The organism is Campylobacter sp. CFSAN093241, assembly GCF_012889595.1.
Taxonomy (GTDB): domain Bacteria; phylum Campylobacterota; class Campylobacteria; order Campylobacterales; family Campylobacteraceae; genus Campylobacter_D; species Campylobacter_D jejuni.
Window position 1 is genome coordinate 271,505 of the sequence record NZ_CP040612.1, and the last position, 19,028, is coordinate 290,532.

23 protein-coding genes and 1 pseudogene are annotated in these 19,028 nt (G+C 29.7%); 5 read left to right on the forward strand and 19 right to left on the reverse strand.

Annotation, left to right across the window (positions count from 1 at the left end; translation table 11 throughout):
* Positions 1 to 91: 91 nt before the first annotated feature.
* From FBE96_RS01395 to FBE96_RS08550, 6 genes and pseudogenes are all read right to left on the reverse strand, one after another.
* Positions 92 to 829 (reverse strand): hypothetical protein, encoded by a 738-nt coding sequence (locus FBE96_RS01395; RefSeq protein ID WP_002868183.1) that lies wholly within the window; start codon positions 827 to 829, stop codon positions 92 to 94.
* 1 nt (position 830) lies between these two features.
* Positions 831 to 3,299, reverse strand: a complete 2,469-nt coding sequence (locus FBE96_RS01400) for a DNA methyltransferase (protein ID WP_002868182.1) — start codon at positions 3,297 to 3,299, stop codon at positions 831 to 833.
* Between the two features lie 35 nt (positions 3,300 to 3,334).
* Positions 3,335 to 3,559, reverse strand: a pseudogene (locus FBE96_RS01405) (lipid-A-disaccharide synthase); the annotation flags it as partial.
* Between the two features lie 96 nt (positions 3,560 to 3,655).
* Complete coding sequence (peb3, locus tag FBE96_RS01410; RefSeq protein WP_002868180.1) at positions 3,656 to 4,408, reverse strand: AcfC family glycoprotein adhesin PEB3; 753 nt, start codon at positions 4,406 to 4,408, stop codon at positions 3,656 to 3,658.
* A gap of 141 nt (positions 4,409 to 4,549) precedes the next feature.
* Positions 4,550 to 5,632, reverse strand: a complete 1,083-nt coding sequence (locus tag FBE96_RS01415) for an MFS transporter (RefSeq protein WP_002906404.1) — start codon at positions 5,630 to 5,632, stop codon at positions 4,550 to 4,552.
* The gene (locus FBE96_RS08550; protein WP_002857419.1) at positions 5,623 to 5,844 is read right to left on the reverse strand and encodes a glycerol-3-phosphate transporter; all 222 of its coding nucleotides are present in this window, start codon (positions 5,842 to 5,844) and stop codon (positions 5,623 to 5,625) included. Before FBE96_RS08550 ends, FBE96_RS01415 begins: the two co-directional genes overlap by 10 nt.
* Before the next feature lie 254 nt (positions 5,845 to 6,098).
* On the opposite strand from FBE96_RS08550, the gene surE reads away from it, so the two are divergent.
* From surE to FBE96_RS01430, 3 genes are read left to right on the forward strand one after another with little or no spacing between them, the layout of a single operon-like run.
* On the forward strand, positions 6,099 to 6,875 hold the full coding sequence (surE, locus tag FBE96_RS01420) for a 5'/3'-nucleotidase SurE (RefSeq protein WP_002854555.1): 777 nt from the start codon (positions 6,099 to 6,101) through the stop codon (positions 6,873 to 6,875).
* Positions 6,865 to 7,524, forward strand: coding sequence for a tRNA cyclic N6-threonylcarbamoyladenosine(37) synthase TcdA (locus FBE96_RS01425; RefSeq protein ID WP_002860322.1), 660 nt, complete (start codon positions 6,865 to 6,867; stop codon positions 7,522 to 7,524). Before surE ends, FBE96_RS01425 begins: the two co-directional genes overlap by 11 nt.
* Positions 7,508 to 7,966, forward strand: a complete 459-nt coding sequence (locus FBE96_RS01430) for a GNAT family N-acetyltransferase (protein WP_002906402.1) — start codon at positions 7,508 to 7,510, stop codon at positions 7,964 to 7,966. Before FBE96_RS01425 ends, FBE96_RS01430 begins: the two co-directional genes overlap by 17 nt.
* Before the next feature lie 109 nt (positions 7,967 to 8,075).
* On the opposite strand, the gene panD is transcribed toward FBE96_RS01430, so the two are convergent.
* Genes panD through panB form a run of 3 tightly spaced genes read right to left on the reverse strand, consistent with a single transcriptional unit; the run spans position 8,076 to position 10,136 of the window.
* Positions 8,076 to 8,456 carry an aspartate 1-decarboxylase gene (gene panD, locus FBE96_RS01435; RefSeq protein WP_002857482.1) on the reverse strand — a complete coding sequence of 127 codons (381 nt, stop codon included), beginning with the start codon at positions 8,454 to 8,456 and terminating at the stop codon, positions 8,076 to 8,078.
* Positions 8,453 to 9,301: a pantoate--beta-alanine ligase gene (gene panC, locus FBE96_RS01440; protein WP_002778123.1), complete on the reverse strand. Its 849-nt coding sequence runs from the start codon at positions 9,299 to 9,301 to the stop codon at positions 8,453 to 8,455. Before panC ends, panD begins: the two co-directional genes overlap by 4 nt.
* 10 nt (positions 9,302 to 9,311) lie before the next feature.
* Positions 9,312 to 10,136, reverse strand: a complete 825-nt coding sequence (gene panB, locus FBE96_RS01445) for a 3-methyl-2-oxobutanoate hydroxymethyltransferase (protein ID WP_002783229.1) — start codon at positions 10,134 to 10,136, stop codon at positions 9,312 to 9,314.
* A 219-nt stretch (positions 10,137 to 10,355) separates the two neighbouring features.
* Here panB and FBE96_RS01450 point away from each other — a divergent pair, with 219 nt between their 5' ends.
* Positions 10,356 to 11,129: an OXA-61 family class D beta-lactamase OXA-193 gene (locus FBE96_RS01450; protein WP_002783228.1), complete on the forward strand. Its 774-nt coding sequence runs from the start codon at positions 10,356 to 10,358 to the stop codon at positions 11,127 to 11,129.
* Positions 11,130 to 11,213: 84 nt separating this feature from the next.
* On the opposite strand, the gene FBE96_RS01455 is transcribed toward FBE96_RS01450, so the two are convergent.
* Genes FBE96_RS01455 through FBE96_RS01485 form a run of 7 tightly spaced genes read right to left on the reverse strand, consistent with a single transcriptional unit; the run spans position 11,214 to position 16,393 of the window.
* Positions 11,214 to 12,098 carry a sulfate/molybdate ABC transporter ATP-binding protein gene (locus FBE96_RS01455; protein ID WP_002816233.1) on the reverse strand — a complete coding sequence of 295 codons (885 nt, stop codon included), beginning with the start codon at positions 12,096 to 12,098 and terminating at the stop codon, positions 11,214 to 11,216.
* A complete protein-coding gene (gene modB, locus FBE96_RS01460; protein ID WP_002857391.1) occupies positions 12,095 to 12,769 on the reverse strand; it encodes a molybdate ABC transporter permease subunit in 675 nt (224 codons plus the stop codon). The genes FBE96_RS01455 and modB overlap by 4 nt, the downstream gene beginning before the upstream one ends.
* Positions 12,762 to 13,163 (reverse strand): molybdenum-pterin-binding protein, encoded by a 402-nt coding sequence (locus FBE96_RS01465; RefSeq protein WP_002857328.1) that lies wholly within the window; start codon positions 13,161 to 13,163, stop codon positions 12,762 to 12,764. Before FBE96_RS01465 ends, modB begins: the two co-directional genes overlap by 8 nt.
* On the reverse strand, positions 13,160 to 13,909 hold the full coding sequence (gene modA, locus FBE96_RS01470) for a molybdate ABC transporter substrate-binding protein (RefSeq protein WP_002857589.1): 750 nt from the start codon (positions 13,907 to 13,909) through the stop codon (positions 13,160 to 13,162). The genes FBE96_RS01465 and modA overlap by 4 nt, the downstream gene beginning before the upstream one ends.
* Positions 13,910 to 13,959: 50 nt before the next feature.
* Entirely contained in the window at positions 13,960 to 14,646 is a 687-nt protein-coding gene (bioC, locus tag FBE96_RS01475) for a malonyl-ACP O-methyltransferase BioC (RefSeq protein WP_002872037.1), read from the reverse strand.
* Positions 14,643 to 15,254, reverse strand: coding sequence for a pimeloyl-ACP methyl esterase BioG family protein (locus FBE96_RS01480; RefSeq protein WP_002872038.1), 612 nt, complete (start codon positions 15,252 to 15,254; stop codon positions 14,643 to 14,645). The genes bioC and FBE96_RS01480 overlap by 4 nt, the downstream gene beginning before the upstream one ends.
* Positions 15,251 to 16,393: a pyridoxal phosphate-dependent aminotransferase family protein gene (locus FBE96_RS01485; RefSeq protein WP_145599588.1), complete on the reverse strand. Its 1,143-nt coding sequence runs from the start codon at positions 16,391 to 16,393 to the stop codon at positions 15,251 to 15,253. Before FBE96_RS01485 ends, FBE96_RS01480 begins: the two co-directional genes overlap by 4 nt.
* A 67-nt stretch (positions 16,394 to 16,460) precedes the next feature.
* Between FBE96_RS01485 and FBE96_RS01490 the strand changes: the two genes are divergently transcribed.
* A complete protein-coding gene (locus FBE96_RS01490; RefSeq protein WP_002816247.1) occupies positions 16,461 to 17,744 on the forward strand; it encodes an adenosylmethionine--8-amino-7-oxononanoate transaminase in 1,284 nt (427 codons plus the stop codon).
* On the opposite strand, the gene bioD is transcribed toward FBE96_RS01490, so the two are convergent.
* Genes bioD through FBE96_RS01505 form a run of 3 tightly spaced genes read right to left on the reverse strand, consistent with a single transcriptional unit; the run spans position 17,731 to position 19,001 of the window.
* On the reverse strand, positions 17,731 to 18,336 hold the full coding sequence (gene bioD, locus FBE96_RS01495) for an ATP-dependent dethiobiotin synthetase BioD (protein WP_002816248.1): 606 nt from the start codon (positions 18,334 to 18,336) through the stop codon (positions 17,731 to 17,733). The two genes, FBE96_RS01490 and bioD, sit on opposite strands and share 14 nt — an antisense overlap.
* Positions 18,337 to 18,345: 9 nt before the next feature.
* A complete protein-coding gene (locus FBE96_RS01500) occupies positions 18,346 to 18,660 on the reverse strand; it encodes a multidrug efflux SMR transporter (RefSeq protein WP_002857436.1) in 315 nt (104 codons plus the stop codon).
* Positions 18,661 to 18,662: 2 nt separating this feature from the next.
* On the reverse strand, positions 18,663 to 19,001 hold the full coding sequence (locus tag FBE96_RS01505) for a multidrug efflux SMR transporter (protein ID WP_002906395.1): 339 nt from the start codon (positions 18,999 to 19,001) through the stop codon (positions 18,663 to 18,665).
* Positions 19,002 to 19,028 lie beyond the last annotated feature (27 nt).

Sequence of the window (19,028 nt, forward strand, 5' to 3'; positions counted from 1 at the left end):
ATTGTTTATTATCATTTGCAGCATGTAAGAATTTTTTACATACTGAAAATTCTTGTAACCACCTATCTTGCAAGTAGTGCAAAGGATGATGTTATTTTGTATTATTACTTAGAATATAATTTTTTAACATTAAAATTTCTTGATATTGGGCGTTTATAATATTATCAAGCAAACAAATAATAAGTTCGTAGAAATTTGGATTACATTTTCTAATCGGACACTTCCAAAATGTTTTATTCGCATAACACCAAGTTTTATATTCTTGCAAAAAATTAGCATTAATAGCTTCTTGTTTTGAAATCCAAAATATTTCAAATTGTAACTTCTTATACAAATCTAATAGCTTGTTATCTGTATTGTTGCATGCATTGTTTTGATAAATATTTTGTACATTCTCTTCCCACTCTGGTTTATATTGTTTAAAATAAATTTGAATTCCAAAATCCCAATATATATCATCCTCGATATTTGTCTTCTTATAAATTTTAACATCTCCATTATCGATATAGTTAAACTTATCATTTGGAATTAAAGAAGTCTTGATTTCTATTTTTATTGCTTTTTGAAATCGAATTTGCGATGATATAGTATTTAATCCATAAATTAATAAATCTCTATCAGTATTATCTTCCTTATCTTCGTTATTTTCATTTGATGTTGTTATAAAGCCATAATTTTTTAAAATATCTCTAATAAAAATCTCCCCCAAGACACCTCTTATGTAACAATCTTTTTGCAGAATTTCATTTCTATATCTTAAATTATTTACATAAGCCGGAAAAGCTCTATCTAATGCCTCTTGTATCTGATTTTCATAAAAAGTATACATTTTATTTCTCCCACCATATTAGATTTCTTAGTTTTGGATATTTGATTAAATCAATATTTTCTAAATTTACAGTATCACCATTTTCAAATCTGCAAGATTTTATGCCATTATCATCTATAAAAATATTTTTGATTTTAAGTCCCAAAAGATTAGACATCGTTACAAAAATGTCAAAGTTTTTATCATATTTACTCATATCAAGGTAGATGTTTTCACCTTTTTTGAGCCCTTTGATGAGTTTGCGGGATTTTCTATAATCTATGAGCGCATTATCACTACTTAATATATATTCACAATTTTCTAAACTTTCTTCATAGCTTTCAAGCTCATAGTATCTAAAAGCACCACCACCTTTAAATTCTACTTCTTTACTTATACCACAAACAAAGCCATTTAAAACTTTTTTCATTCTAGGAATGATGACTTTGTAAAAATGCTCTCCCATTTCCACTCCAAGCCATTTGCGTTTTAGTTTATGTGCAGTAGCTATCGTGGTACCACTTCCTACAAAAAAGTCTAAAACAAGTGAATTTTGATTGCTACCTATATCACAAATCCTTTTTAGAAGCTTTTCAGGTTTTGGTGTATCAAAAATTTTATTTTCGAAATTTAATTTAATTTCATTTGTAGCATCAGCATTTAATACAAAATCGTACCAAATAGAAGATGGCTTAAGATTAGAAGCTATATCAATATAGTGTTTGTAATACACTTTATCATTATTTTTAAAAATAATTTCATCTCTTTCAAGTCTTGAATAAAAGGTATTTTCTGACACTTTCCACTGATGTTCACTGCCTTTTAGTATTTTTCCGCTAGGCAATTTAATATCATAATGCAATCCAGGACTATCTTGCAAAGAAGTATCATTTAGTGGTTTTTCAAGATAATACCCTTTTTCATCCTTTTTATACTGAGAAATATTTGTTCTTGCAATTCCATATGTTTTAAGATGTTCTATATTTTTTGCATATATATTTATATACTCTTGTTCAACTGCTATATGATTGGAATCATTACCGCCACCCGCTCGTTTTCTCCAAATAACATTCGCCACAAAATTTTCTTCCCCAAACACCTCATCACATAGAATCTTAAGCCTTGCTTGTTCGTTATCATCAATACTTATAAAAATACTTCCGCTATTTTTTAGAAATTCTTTTGCTAGATCTAGGCGATTCTTCATCATAGCAAGCCATGAGCTATGGTTAAATTTATCGGTATAGACAAAGCCATCATTACCTGTATTATAAGGTGGATCTATATAGATCAGATCTATTTTGCCTTGGTATTTTGGCATTAGAGAATTAAGTGCTTGAAAATTATCTGCTTTTACAAGCTCTCCATTTAAAATTTCATCTAAATTTTCAAAACTTTGCAAAAGTTTATAATAGTTTTCCTCGCTTAAATACTTTGTATCAAGCGGTAAGAATTTGTATTTTTCATCATTTATAGCCTTTATATCAAACTCATCATTTATGAAATTTAATTCTTTCCATTCTGCGATTTGCTCATTAAAATTTATATCTTTATATATGGAGTTTAAAATTTCATCAGCGTTATTTGAGTGTGATTTAATAGTATCTAAGCTAAATACATAGTGAGCATTTTTAGCAAATTTTGGCTTTAACCATATAGCTTTTAACTCATTTTCAAAGTCAGCTATCATATCAATGATAGCAAAAGCGATTTGTTTTAGATCGTTGATCTCATCTATCTTTTCTTTAGTCCAATCAGTAATGCTATCATTCACATAGGAAAACAACCACAAATCAAATTGTTCTTTTAAAAATTCTTTCGCATTTTTATGGATAAAAAAATCTACTTCATTTTGTTTTTTATAAGTTTTAAAAAGTTTTTTTAGCTCTTCTTCTTTTATGTTTATTTGTGCATTTTTTAAAGTCTTTAAAAAAACATCGCTAAATTCACTTGAGTTTTGTTTAAATACATTTGCGCCATCATTATTTTTAGAATTTATCACTTTTATGTTTATATTATCATCTTGTATATTTTGCAAATAAAAATTGATTTTACTTTTATTATTATCAGCATTTTGCTCATACTCATCGGTAAGAAAATTTAAAGTGTATTTTTTATCTTCACTTTGCAAGCTTAAAGGATTATAAATAGTATCTGATTTTACATAGTATAAATTTTGTGTTTTATAAAAAAGACTTGTGTCTTTTGAATTTGAATATACCCTTGCATAGATATTTTTATACATAGGTGTATCGTAAAAAAACGGCGTTCCTGTTTCGTTTAAATAGGTGCTAAAAAAATTATAAAGTTTATTATAAGTATCTGTATAAAGATTTTGTGTGTCTAAATAGTCTTTGATTTTTTGAAAATATTTTTCTTTTATAACAAGTAAATTTGTAAAACCATTTTTAGCTTGATTTTGCGAGTTTTTAATTTTCGCACCTAAATAACAATCCTCTAATTTTAAATAAAATGCTTTTTTATAATCCATACTTTACCTTTATATTTGCAAGTTAAAATAATATCTTTTTTTGACTTAAAAATCAAAGGTAAAACCTCTATAAAACCCATAGCACTAAACTCATGTGAACTATAAAGTGGCTTAGAATTTAAATCAAATTCTTTACATAAACTCTCATCATAAATCCCATGAAGTTCAAATTCTCCAAAGTCTTTTTTATAGGCTTTTAAAACTTCTTTTAAATGCAAATTTGCTGAAGGTTCTAAAGCACAAACTAAAAAGGTTTTCAAAAAATTTCCTTATCAATATTTTAAACATTTTATCTTATTTTGGCTTAATTAAAAGAAGTTATGCAAGAATACACGCTAAAAAGCGTGTATGAAGGTTTATTCTCTCCAGCCGTATTTTTTAAAAATTTCTTTAGCTTCCTTAGAACTTAAATAAGCAATAAAATCTTGTGTTTCTTTGCTCGCACCTTCTTTAGCTACCACATTAAAAGTTCTATAAACAACCAAATCTTTTTCTATAGCTACGGCAGTTCCTATGTCAGGATTGCTTTTTGACCAGTCAATCCAAGTGATCCAAGCATCGGCTTGATTTTGTGCGAAAAGCTTTCTTGCACTTCCACTATTTGGAACAAAAGCTACGATATTGTTTCTAAAATTTTGTATGGTTTTTATATCTTGAGTTCTACCTATCATATCTTCCCAAACTCCCGTTCCAGAAGTATTGCTCTTTCCAGCACCTTCAGGTACAACGATTCTTACTTTTTTATTAGCCAAATCTTTTAAACCTTTGATTTTTAAAGGATTGCCTTTTTGAGTAAGTATGATAGCTTCTCTAAAATACAAAGGCTTGATTTTACTCACATTAAAATCTTTTCCAAAATCACTTGCTATAGCTAAAGCCGATTGATCCGAAGCGCCAAATAAAATATCTGCATCTTTTTTAGCCTTTTCAAACCAAGTCGCTTGAGGGCCAAAATTTACATTTACTTTAACGCCTGTTTTTTCGCTATATTTGTTTGCTATATCTTTTAAGGCCGTGTGTGGGCCACCTGGTCCATAAAGATTTACATCTGCATTTGCCATACTAAAAGCTAAGGCACATGCACCAAATAAAGTAATAATTTTTTTCATAGTATTTCCTTTTATGATAAATTTTTATTGATTGAAGGTGAGATTTTAGAAATTATATGTTAATAAATAGTTATAATGTAACAAAAATATTATTAAAATCTAACTTTTGCTTGGTATTTTTGCAAGCAAAAGTTAAAATTGTTATTGATACTTCTTTTTAGCGCTAAAATGACATAAAGTAGAACAAAGTATACAAAGAATACAAGCACTAAGGAGCATGATAAGACCAGCATTCCAACTACCATAGTAATCCACAGCCCAGCCTATAGCTTTTGTTCCAAGTGAAGCGCCGACTACATAACTCATAAAGCCACGAAGTCCTACGCAAGATCCTACTGCAAAAGCAGGAACGACTTCCATAGTTTGCACACTTGCTAAAAATTGTGGTATATAGACTAAACATCCCGCCATAGCTGCAAAGAAAATAACCATATAAAGATTATTTGAAGTAAAATATCCAATAATCATAAAGAAAATAATCACCATGGCGCCTATAGCAGGAGGCATTCTATAGCCTTTAAAAATTTTATCTGAAATATATCCTGCAAGTAAAGTAGAAGGTATAGCAGCCCATTCAAAAAGCCAAAAGGCAATACCTATTTGTTCTTTATTAAAGCCTTTTGTTTCTAGCAAGTAAATAGGAAGCCAAGAAATAAGCCCAAAACGCACCATATAAACAAAAGTATCCATCCAAGCCACATACCAAGCATTTTTGTTTTTAAGTACATAATGATAAAAAATTTCAAAACTGCTTAAATTTGGAGTTTCTATAGCTTTGATTTCTTCTGTTTTAATCCCTCGCATTTCATTGATTTCAGTAATATCAACCAAACCTTCATTTTTAGGATTTCCTTTAACTGCATAAAGCGCATAAAGACTAATGATAACTGCACAAGCAGCAGGAGTATAAAAATGATTCATGTGCCAATATGTTTCGTTAAAATTTGCCATACTCACACCCAATAATGCTGCCAAAGCAAAACCTGAAAGCGAAACTATAGGAGCAACTATCCCGCCTCCTATATTATGTGAGATATTCCAAACGGCCGTGTAAATTCCCCGCTCTTTTTTAGGATACCAGTTTGCAAGAGTGATAAAAGAAGGACCTACCCCCATACCTTGAAAAACCCCAAGCGCGATAACAAAACCTACATAAGCGTAAAAAGAATTTGAAAAACCAAGTAAAACATTTACAAGAGCACATAAAATAAGACCTAAAGCCATGATTTTTTAGGATCAGCTTTGTCGCTTATAACGCTCATTGCACCCTTGCTAATCCCGTAAGCTATAAGCATTGAGCCTGTGATTGTTCCGATGTCTGATTTACTGAGATTAAGTTGATTTTGTATAAATGGAGTTGAAAGAGTGATATTATTTCGCACAAGATAATATCCCATATATCCTATAAAAACCCCACTTAAACTCCAAGTTCTCATTTTGTAATATCTAGGTAAAATTTCCTAAAGAGGAAATTTAATAGCTTTTGCCTTAGGTTTGAAAAAATCAAACATATTTAAACCATCCTTACTAACTTTATATTTTTATAGTTTAAATAATGTTAATCGATATAAAATAAAAAAATAATTAAAAATAATACGAAATTTATATAATTTAAAAATTAAATTTTTATACTATGAAGCTTTAAAAAAATATGTTAAAATCCAGATTTTTATCTTTTGCAAGGAAGACAATGAAAGAAATTCTTATCACTAATGACGATGGTTATGAAAGCGAAGGACTTAAAAAACTCATTAAGATGTTAACAAAAGAATTTAAAGCCAAGATCACCATAGTAGCTCCTGCTAGTGAAAAATCAGCTTGTTCGCACTCTATAACCCTAACCAAACCTTTGCGTTTTGTTAAAGTGGGAAAAAGATTTTACAAACTTGATGATGGCACTCCAGCAGATTGTGTTTATCTTGCTTTGCATGCTTTATACAAAAAGCGTTTGCCTGATCTTGTAATAAGTGGGATTAATAAAGGTGCTAATGTAGGCGAGGATATTACCTACTCAGGAACTTGCGCAGGAGCTATGGAGGCGGTTTTACAAGGAATTCCTGCTATCGCTCTTTCTCAATTTTATAAAAAAAGCGAAAAAGAACTAGACTATAAAAATGCTTTACAAATTACCAAAAAAATCATTCAAAATATTTTTGATAAAGGTTTTCCTTTGGAAAAAAAAGAATTTTTAAATATCAATTTTCCTGCAAAATCAAAAATCAAAGGCATTAAAATTTGTAAAGCAGGCAAAAGGGTTTATAATTTTGAAGCCCATTCAAATGTCAATCCGAGAGGAGTAGAGTACTATTGGCTTGCAGCGGCGAATTTAGACTTTGAAGATGAGAAAAATAGCGATATTGCCTTACTTAAAAAAGGCTACGCTACAATAACACCTATAATGCTGGATCTTACAGCTTATGAAAGAATGAAAAAAGTTAAAAAATGGTTAAAGGCAAATGATGAATGATAGATTTACACGTATAAAATGGCTAGTTGGAGAAGAAAAATTTCAAAAAATTTCACAAACAAAAGTTTTGGTTTGCGGACTTGGTGGAGTGGGTGGAATTTGCGTTGATGCGCTTTATCGTAGTGGTTTTAAAAACCTTACTTTAATCGATGCGGATAAATTTGAAATCACTAATCAAAATCGCCAAATTCATAGCGAAAATATAGGCGAAGAAAAGGCTAAAGTATTTGAAAGAATTTATAAGGTTAAAGGTATAGTCAGTAAAATCGATGAAAATTTTTTAAAAAATTTTGATTTAAGCGAGTTTGATCTTATCATAGATGCCATTGATGATATTCCTGCAAAAGTAGCTTTGGCTCATCTTATAGATTTTAAAAAACAAATTTTTATCTCCTCAACAGGTGGAGCTAGAAAGCTTGATCCAACACGCATTAAAACTACAAGTATTTTTAAAACTCACGGCGATGCTTTAGCGAAAAAATTTCGTTATGAGCTTAGAAAATCAGGCTTTAAGGGAAATTTTGATGTGGTATTTTCAGATGAGGAAGCGCATTGTAAAGATCTTGGATCTTTTATGGGTGTGACTGCATCTTTTGGTTTAGCCCTAGCCAGCTTGGCATTAAGAAAAGTTCTTGCTAAGAAAAGCTGATATTAAAGATTTAAATGCTTGTTTGTCGCTTTTTGAGCAAAGCGTAAAAACACTTTGTGCTAAGGATTATACAAAAGATCAAATTTGTGCTTGGATTAAAATTGATAGACAACAATGGGAAGAAAAATTTAAATATGATGAGATCTTTGTCTATGAAAAAAGAGGAAAAATCGCAAGTTTTATAAGTGTTAAACAAGAGCAGAAATTGCTTGATTTGCTTTTTACTCATCCTGATTTTATTAGACAAGGTTTAGCACAAAATTTACTTGATTTTATTTTAAAAACTTATTTGCATAATGAAATTTACACTTTCGCATCCTTAAGTGCTAAAGATTTTTTCTTAAAAAATGGTTTTGAACTTATAAGGGAAAACAAGGTTATCAAAGAGGGACAAAATTTAAAAAAATTTTTAATGAAAAAAGATGTGGTTTATAAAAACTAGAAGTTAAGATAAGCAAAAATAATGGATTAAAAGATATAAAAATCATTTTTTTCTATCTTAGATAAATGAATTTATCTAAGATAGAAAAAATTACAAAAATAGCTAGATGTTAGAAAATAGCTCCGTGTTTTTCATAATTTGTTATTTTTGTAGCAGTGTTATTTTCATCCACAAAAACAACTTTTGGTTTAAATGTTTTTGCTTCTTCTTCATTAAAATCAGCATAAGACATGATGATCACCTTATCTCCCACTTCTGCAAGACGAGCCGCAGCACCATTTAAGCATACAACTCCTTCTTCTTGCGTGGCTATGGTATAGGTTTCAAATCTAGCGCCATTATTGACATTGACTACTTGGACTTTTTCGTATTCTAAAATTCCACTCGCTTGCAATAATTTTTCATCTATACTTATACTTCCTATATAATCAAGCCTAGCTTCTGTTACGCTTGCGCGATGTATTTTTGATTTGAGTAAAGTGATATTCATTTTAATCCTTGTACTAAAAAATTATCAATGAGTCTTGTTTTTCCAACAAAAGCAGCCACCGCTCCTAAAACATTATCAGTGATATTTTCGATATTTTCCATGGTGTTAAAATCGACTAATTCTATATAATCGATTTTGATTAGTTTTTCTTTTTCTAAAATATCTTTCATAGCTTGGATGATCTTAGAAGTATTTTTTTCTCCCTCTCGGACTAATTTTTCAGCCAAAAAAATGCTTTGAGATATAGCTAGTGACGCTTTTCTTTCTTCTTTGCTAAGATATACATTTCTAGAGCTTTTAGCTAAGCCATCTTCTTCTCTAATGATAGGACAAATTTGAATTTTTAAATCAAAATTTAAATCATCAACCATATGCCTAACGACTACGCATTGCTGCGCGTCTTTTTGCCCCATATAGACTATATCAGGGTTTAGGATATTAAAAAATTTAGTTAAAACCGTGCAAACGCCTCTAAAATGCCCCGGTCTTTTAGCCCCGCAAAGTTTATCAGTGATCGTATTCATATCTACATAGGTGCTAAAATTCTTAAGATACATTTGAGTTGCATCGGGGATAAAAACCATATCAACGCCATTATCTTGACACATTTTAATGTCGCGTTCTAAATCTCTTGGATAACTAGAAAAATCTTCATTAGGCCCAAATTGCATAGGATTTACAAAGATACTTACTATAACCTTATCTTGTGTTTTGGCATGTTTGACTAAACTTAAATGTCCATCGTGTAAAAAACCCATGGTTGGAACATAGCCTATACTAAGTTGATGTGATTTCCAATCTTTTACAATTTGTTTTGCTTCTTTGACAGAAGTAATGACTTGCATATTTGTATCCTTAGTATAATTTATCTAATAATTCATCATCTAAATAATCAAAGCTGTGCTCTTGGGAAGGAAAAATACCGCTTTTAACTTCATCTCTATATTTTTCAACTCCTACTTGAGGATCAATTTTATCAAAATGCTTTACAAATTTTGCTTTAAAATCTTTATTTAAACCCAAAAGATCGTGATAAACTAAAACTTGTCCATCGCAGTATTTGCCTGAACCTATGCCGATTGTTGGAATTTCTAAAATAGAGCTTATTTTTTGTGCTAGTTTTACAGGCACACATTCTAAAACCAACATACAAGCACCCGCATCTTGCACAGCTTTTGCATCATCTATAATTTTTTGGGCTGATTGTAAATCTTTACCTTGAACCCTATAGCCACCTAGCATATTTACAGCTTGTGGGGTTAGTCCTAGGTGAGCAACGACGGGTATTCCTGATTGGGAAATCAATTTAATCTTACTTGCGATTTCTATACCCCCTTCCACTTTTACCCCATTTGCGTGGCTTTCTTTGATAAATCTTGAGGCATTTAAGATAGCGTCACGATCTGAACTTTGATAAGACATAAAAGGCATATCAGCAAGTACGAAAGACTTTTTAGCTCCGCGAGAAACAGCTTTGGTAAAAATCAACATTTCATCCATAGTAACACTTAAAGTATCTTGCATACCAAGTACCGTCATGGCTAATGAATCTCCAACCAATATAATATCTATATCGCTATTGTCTAAAATTCTTGCACTATGATAATCATACGCACTTACCATGGTTATTTTTTCATTTTTGGCCTTTTTTTCCAAAAAACTAATCATACTTTTTCTCATTTTGCATACCTCAATTTTTAGCTATAAAATAATAAGCAAAAAACTAGCATATAATTTTTCATAAATAGTAAATGAATGATAAAGTAAGTTATATTTAATCGATGGATTGCTTTAATGGTTACAATTTTAGAAAATTTCAGTTCATGTTAAAGGATATTTAAAGAAAATAAAGCTTTAAAAAGTATTTTGTTTAAAATTATTTAAATAGAAAGATATTTTATGAAAAAAATAACTTTATTTTTACTTTTCTTAAATTTAGTGTTTGGGCAAGATAAGATATTAAATAATTGGTTTAAAGAGTATAATACAAGCGGCACTTTTGTTTTTTATGATGGAAAAACTTGGGCGAGTAACGACTTTTCAAGGGCTATGGAGACTTTCTCTCCCGCTTCCACTTTTAAAATTTTTAATGCTCTAATTGCACTTGATAGTGGTGTGATAAAAACTAAAAAAGAAATTTTTTATCACTATAGAGGTGAAAAAGTATTTTTATCTTCTTGGGCGCAAGATATGAATTTAAGTTCAGCTATAAAATATTCTAATGTTCTTGCTTTTAAAGAAGTGGCAAGAAGAATTGGTATCAAAACTATGCAAGAATATTTAAACAAGCTTCATTACGGTAATGCTAAAATTTCCAAGATCGATACTTTTTGGCTTGACAACTCACTAAAAATAAGCGCTAAAGAACAAGCAATTTTGCTTTTTAGACTTTCACAAAATAGCTTACCTTTTTCTCAAGAAGCAATGAATAGTGTTAAGGAAATGATTTATTTAAAAAATATGGAAAATTTAGAGCTTTTTGGAAAAACAGGTTTTAATGATGAGCAAAAAATTGCTTGGATTGTAGGTTTTGTGTATTTAAAAGATGAAAATAAATATAAGGCTTTCGCGCTAAATTTAGATATTGATAAATTTGAAGATTTATATAAAAGAGAAAAAATTTTAGAAAAATATTTAGATGAACTTGTAAAAAAAGTTAAAAATGATGGCTAGTGAGTATTTCGTAAAATGCAAAAATACTTAATTGTATGATTTGCGTACACTTAAAGTACTCATTAAAAAATTAAATTTTTGCTCTTATTTATCAAGTTTTCCTACGATGATAGGGTTAAAGGCTTTTATGGATAGCAAAAGCGTATCGCCGATTTTTACATCTTGATAAGCTTTTAGAAATTCCTCTTCACTAAGAGTGATTTTAATAATATCTTGATTTAAAAGCAAGGTTAAAACCACTAAAATATCACTTTTTTTAATTTCTAGCAAAGTTGCACTTAAGCGTAATTTTGCGCTGATATTTGAATGAGTAAAAAATTCATTTTTAGGAAAATCTTTAATAATTTTTCCGTTTTTAAGCTCTAAAATTCTATGACTTAACTTATAAATTTCAGCTAGATCATGACTTACCAATAAAGTACTTATTTTAAAATACTCTAAAATCTTGGTTAATTCATCTTGTAAATTGGCACGCATTTTAAAATCCAAAGCACTCAAAGGTTCATCTAAAAGCAAGATTTTTGGTTCTCTTGCTAAAGCTCTTGCTAAAGCTACTCTTTGTGCCTGCCCCCCACTTAAATGTTTAGGATAAATTTTAGCTAAATTTTCAAGCTTCATTAAGGCTAAAAGCTCGCTAACCTTTGCTTTAGAACTAGCGGCATAGGCGATGTTTTCTTTTATATTCATATTTGGAAAAAGCGCATAATCTTGAAAAACAAAACCAATTTTTCTTTTTTGTAAAGCTAAACTAAAATTTTTTGAAGAATCAAACCAAAGTTCATTATCTACTTCTATACGCCCCAATTTAGGCTTTATAAGTCCCGCTATGATTTTTAAAAGAGTGGTTTTTCCTGCTCCACTTTCGCCAAAAAGTGCAGTAATTTTTCCTGATTCTATATCTTTTTTAAAATTTAAATCCAGTCTTCCTTTAGCGGTATTCATAGGATGATTGATATCAATTCTTATCATTGAAAACTCATTTTTTTATTGATAAAATAAAGACTAAAAAGTACTAAAAAAGAAAAAATAAACAATATAAAAGCATATTGATGGGCTAAGCTATAGTTTAAGATTTCAAGTTCATCATAAATAGCTATACTAGCCACTAAAGTTTCACCTTGTTTATGTCCTCCTATCATCATCACGACTCCAAATTCACCCACAGTATGGGCAAAACTCATCGCACAAGCACTAAAAATTCCTGCTTTAGAATTAGGTAAAATCACTCTAAAAAGAGTATAAATTTTACTTTTACCTAAACTATAAGAAGCATCGAGCAAATTTGGATTGATCGATGAAAAGGCACTTTGCAAAGGATTTACCATAAAAGGCAAAGAAAAAATCAAAGAAGCAAAAACAAGACCTTCAAAACTAAAAACCAAAGAAAGATTAAAATATTCTTTTAAAACTTGCCCTAAAAAACTATTAGCCGAAAAAGTTACAAGCAAATAAAATCCCAAAACACTAGGAGGTAAAATCAAAGGCAAGGAAATAAAGCTTTGAAGGATTGTTTTAAAAGGAAAACGCACAAAACTTAACAAATAAGCTAAAAAAACACCGATAAAAAAAAGGATAAAAGTCGTGATAAAAGCAAGTTTAAAAGTAAGATAAAGGGTTTGTAAAAAAGCTGGATCAAGCACTATGACTCCTTAATACAATATCATTTGCTTTTACAAAACAAAGCCATTCTTGATTTTCACAAATTTCAAGTTCTAAAGCTTTTTCTTTGGTGATAATACTAGAAAGTTCATTACCTTTAAAATCAAAAAATACCTGATATAAAAGTTTGCCTTTTTTAATTTTTGTAATTTTAGCTAAAAAAGAATTTTCAACACTTAAAAGAGTTTTGCTTGCGCTAAAACAAAGCTCATGCTCTTTAAAAAGAAGTTCTACACTCACACCAATTTTTAAATTTTCTAAAGATTTTAATTCAAGCATTAAAACACTAAAAATCACTTCTTTAGAAAGTATTTTAACAATAACTATATCCTCTTGATTTAAAAGCTCACAAATTTGTCCTTTTATAAGGTTCATGGTGTGCTAAATCCGTATTTTTTAAAAATTTCTTTTGCTTTTGAAGAGCCAATAAATTCGTTAAATTCAAAGGCTAATTTTTTATCCTTAGCGTATTTTGTGATGACATAACTTTGCTCTAAAGGGCTAAAATACTTTGCATCAATTATAACAGCCTTGCCCTTAGGATGATTGATAGAAGAAACTAAAGAATAAGCCACTATAGCTATATCTGAATTTTTGCTATCTACATGTAAAACAGGCACTGAGATATTTTCGCCTAAAACGATTTTATCCTTAAGAAGCTCATTTAAACCCAAATTTTCAAGCACTTCTTTAGCTGCTACTCCATAAGGAGCTACTTTAGGATTGGCTATGCTTAGATGCGTGATTTTGTTTGCCTTTTCTTTTAAATTTTCAACGCCTCCTTGGAGTAAATTTTCATCCAAGCTATACAAAGCCAAAACTCCCAAAACATAAACTTTTGGTTTTATTAAAGCATTTTTATCATCATAAATAGCCTTAGCATATTTAGTATCCGCTGAAAAAAAGAGATCAAATTCTCTTCCTTGTTTTAAAAGCTCATAATATTTTCCAGAAGCACCAAAAACCAATTCTATTTTATCTTCTGGATGTGTTTTCAAAAACTCATCTTTAACTTCACTCATCGCCTTTGAAGCTGAAGAAGCTACAAAAATACTTAAATTTTGCGCATTTAAACACGAAACAAAAAGCAAAATCCCAAAAAATACTACAAACTTTTTCATTTAGTTTTCCTTGTGTAAAAATTTAATTTTTGGATTATAACACAAAAAATTCATTTTATATCATTTTTGCATAAAATAAATACAGGATGATAAGTGAGTTTGTTTTGAAATTTTTCTTCAAATTCTTTTAAAAAACCTTTATTTAAAGGATAAAATCCTAAAGAATTTACTCCGCTTAATTTTAAATGTCTAAAAACATCTAAAGCATTATCAAAGCTTAATTTTATGAGTTCTTGAGTAATTTTTACTTCATTAAAATAGACTTTAAAAATTTGCTCTAATTCATTTAAGCTAAAATAATTTAAACCAAAACCCGTGCTTTGCTTGATTTCTTTTAAATTTTGCTCTGCAAAAGTAGAAAGAAGTAAAATCCCATTTTGATTTAGCATATCTCTAAGACTTGGTATAATGCGTTTTAAATCAAGCCATTGCAAAGTTGCATTTGAAACAATAAGATCAAATTTCTCTTTACTTAAATCCTGTTTTGCAATTTCGTTCATATCAAAAATTAAAATACTAGAATTTTCTTTAAAATCTAAAATATCGTTTTTTAAATACTCATCAAAAGTAATAAAATTTTGAAGTTTTTTGCTCAATTCACCCCTGCCACAACCAAATTCAAATACTTTTTCAAAATGTGAAATTTTTAAATCTTTTAAAATTTCACAAAGTTTTAAACCCATAAAATCTTGCACTTTTGCATGTTTTTCATAATCTTTTGCTTTTAAAAAATTCAAAGCTCATCCCAAGTTTTAAAATGAAAAAAAGCAAAATGCGGTTCATTTAAAAAAATAAGTTTTGAAAAAGCATTTTTTAAAGCATTTGGTGGAAAAATTTCATCTTTTTTACTTGAATAAACCTTATCCCAAAGCAAATTTTCTTCTTGTTTTACTAAAGCAAAGTCAAAAAGTTTTTCAAGCTCTATTTTCAAAGCTTTTTCATCTTTAAAAATAAAATCTTTGGCTAAGCTTTTGCGTTCTTTAAATAAAGCCTCTTTAAAGTGTTCTAATTTAAAATTTTGCAGGGTTTTTTTAAAAATTGTAGGATGAATTCCTTTTGATTTATCTATGCCTAAATTTGTGCCATTTATGGCTATTTTTTGTTTAAAATTAAGCTCTTTTAAAAGTCTATTTGCCACACAAACTCCCATAGAAAAAGCGATTAAAAAAAGTTCATCAAAAGCTTTGAAATTAAAATTTAAATCAAAATTTTCATAATCATAAAATAAAATCACATTTTTATCGCTTTTTAAATGCGAAAAATGACTAGGATGTGAAGCAAACCCTCCAAATGCCACTATAAGTTTTTTTGAATCAGGATTTTTGCATAAAAATTCATATTTCATAAAAGCTCTATTATCCTTTCAAGTTCTTCTATATTAAGTCCCGCGTGTAAAGAAAAACGAATTCTTGCTGTATTTTTTGGCACGGTAGGTTCTTTGATCGCGGGAGCAAAAAATCCAGCTTTTTGAAGTTTTTGTGAAATTTCTAAGGCTTTTTTATTTTCACCTAAAAGCAAGCAAATAATATAAGCATCGCCCAAAATAGTGTGATTTTTTTCTTGCAATTTACTTTTAAAAAAAGTGCTTAAAAGCTCTAATTTTTCTCTTTCTTTCTTAAAATAAGGCATTTTTTTAAAAATAAATTGCGTCCAAGCTACATTAATAGGTGGCAAAGCTGTAGAATAAATAAAAGCTTTAGCTTTGTTGATGAAAAATTTTTTATATTTTTCCTCGCATATCATACAAGCACCCATGGAAGCAAGGGCTTTTCCAAAGGTAAAAACCAAAAAATCCACTTCATTTTCTAAGGCTAGTTTTTTAACAAGCCCCAAACCCTCTTCATCAAAACAACCCACGCTGTGTGCTTCATCTATATAAAGCTTGATTTTATCATAACGCTTTTTAAGCTCACACAAAGTTTTAAAATCGCTAAAATCTCCATCCATACTAAACAAAGCTTCGCTTAAAACGATGATATTTTCATAATTTTCATAATGTTTTTGGATCAAACTTTCTAAATGATTCATGTCTTTATGATGAAAACGAAAAAAATCAACCCCGCCAAGTCTTAAGCCATCAATCATACTTGCATGAATAAATTTATCGGCTAAAAAAAGCGTCTTAGAAACGCTAGAAAGTGCTGCTATACAAGAGATATTTAAATGATAGCCACTATTAAAATGCAAAATTTCCTTATCTTTAAATTTAGCCTTTAAAAAACTTTCTAATTCTTCATAAATTTCAAAATTTCCACTCAAACTTCTTGAACTCGAACTTGAAAAAAACAAATCTTGCTCTTTTAGGGTGTTTAAAAACTCAGCTTTTAACTCTTTAGAAGACGCCAAATAAAGATAATCATTTCCTGCTAAATTTAAAAGTTTGCGATCTTGCTTATAAACAAATTTATTTTCATGTTTTAAAGGTGTTAGAGTTCTTAGATTGTGATTTTGCTCTAGATCTTGCAAAATTTTTTCAAGCTTCATTTTTTTCCTGTAAATTTAAAAATTTAAAGTATTATTTTGCCAAAATATTTTTAAAAAAGAAGTTATAATGCAAAATCAAATCTTAAAAAATCTCGATTTAAAACACATTTGGCACCCTTGCACACAAATGAAAGATCACGAAACCCTACCTTTAATCCCTATAAAAAAAGCAAAAGGCGTGTGGCTTTATGATTTTGATGATAAGGCTTATATGGATTGTGTGAGTTCTTGGTGGGTAAATCTTTTTGGTCATTGTAATGAAAAAATCGCAAATGCCATCAAAAAACAAGTTGATGAGCTTGAGCATGTGATTTTAGCAGGTTTTACACATGAGCCCATTATCAAGCTTTCTGCAAGACTTTGCGAAAAAGTAGGCAGGAATTTTAACAAATGTTTTTATGCAGATAATGGATCAAGTGCTATTGAAGTAGCACTTAAAATGAGTTTTCATTATCATTTAAATAAGGGAGTGAAAAAAAGTAAATTTTTATCTTTAAGCAATTCTTATCATGGTGAAACCTTAGGAGCCTTAAGTGTGGGCGATGTAGCGCTTTATAAAGATACTTACAAAGCCTTGCTTTTAGAGTGTTTAAGCACGCCTGTGCCACAAGGCAAAGACTACACTAAAGAGCTTGAAATTTTAAAAGATATTTTAGAAAAAAATGCAAGTGAAATTTGTGCTTTTATACTTGAACCCTTGGTACAATGTGCAGGAAATATGCATATGTATGAAGCAAGGTTTATTGATGAGGCCATAAAGCTTTGCCATAAATTTGGAGTGCAAGTGATTTTTGATGAAATTGCAGTGGGCTTTGGACGCACAGGAACTTTGTTTGCCTTACATCAATGCAAACAAAGCCCCGATTTTATCTGCCTTTCAAAAGGGATAACGGGTGGATTTATGCCACTTTCTGTAGTGCTTACAAGAGATGAAATTTATAATGCTTTTTATGATACTTATGAAAGCCAAAAGGCTTTTTTACATTCTCATAGCTATACGGGAAATACCTTAGCTTGCGCGGCAGCAAATGCGGTTTTAGATATCTTTGAGGATGAAAATATTTTAGTAAAAAATCAAATTTTAAGCGAGTTTATCAAAAAAGAATTTTCAAGACTTGAAAAATTTGACTTTTTGGGTAATTTTAGAACTTGCGGGATGATCAGTGCTTTTGATATTTTAAGCACCAAGTATAAACGCGTAGGACTTTTTGTATTTCAAAAAGCCTTAGAAAAAGGTTTGCTTTTAAGACCTTTAGCAAATACGATTTATTTTATGCCTCCTTACATCATCACAAAAGAACAAATCGTTTATGTACTAGAGAGTTTAGAGCAGATTTTTAAGGAATTTTAAGTTGTAAAATTTCTTGCATTTGCTCTTTAAAATCTTTATTTAAAATGCTATTTTCATCAAAAAAATCAAGATTGATTATAGGAATTTTTGCATAATTTTTTATAAAATCATCTTGTAAGATATCTTTTTTACCCATCATTACAAGGGCTAAAAGATTGATATTTCTTTGCTTTAAAGCTTCAATGCTAAGCAAGATATGATTAATGCTTCCAAGATAGTATTTTGCTACCAAAATCGTAGGGTGTTTGAAAATATTCACAAAATCAATCATAGTGTAATTTTCATCCATAGGAGAAAAAAGCCCACCCGCAAGCTCAATAAGTAGGTTTTTGCTTTTTGGTAAAATGATATCTAAGGCTTTATAATCAAGCTTTTCTTTGATTTTTCCAAGATGAGGAGAAGCTGGAGTTTGCAAAAAAATACCTTCTTTAAAAATCTTTGTTTTTGGGCTAAATTTTGCAATAAACTCACTATCTGTTGGAGTTCCTGCTTGAATGAGTTTAAAATAATCATAGTTAAAATTCGCACAAAAAGCTGCACTAAAATGTGTTTTTCCTACATCAGTATGTATTCCACTCACATAAATTTGCACAAAAAATCCTTAAGAAAGAAATTTTAAACCTACTGTACAAGCAATAATCACAGTGATTAAAAAAAGTTTTAAAAAACTTTTACTTTCTTTATAAAAAAGTACTCCTATCATTACCCCACCAGCAGTTCCAGCTCCTGTCCATATGGCATAAGCAACACTCATAGCGATATTTTGCATACTTAAACTTAAAAAAGTAAAAGAAAATCCAAAACACACTATCAAAGCCAAAAGGTAAAGCTTATTTTTAGTGCTTACAAGTTCTTTCATGATCACCACGCCAAAAATTTCACAAGCAGTAGCTAAAAACAAATAAAACCATTCCATATTTAAGCTTCCTTGCTTATCCATTTAAGGGCTATAATGCTTAAAAGTAAAATCACTATAAGCACAAGTTTAATTATAGAAACAGCCTCGTTAAAAATAAACATTTCATTTAAAACCACCCCAATAGTGCCAATGCCTACAAAAACACTATAAGTAATACTTACTTCAAGTCTTTCACAAGCTTTTAAAAAGCAAGTAAAAGAAATACAAACCCCAATGGCTGTTAAAATATAGTGCCAAATTTCTGTAGAATACTTAAGTCCACTGACCCAAAAACATTCTATAATCCCGCCTAAGATTGTTAAAAACCAAGCTATATTGATATTGAATTTTTCATTCACATGAAGCCTTAAATTAACATAATATTT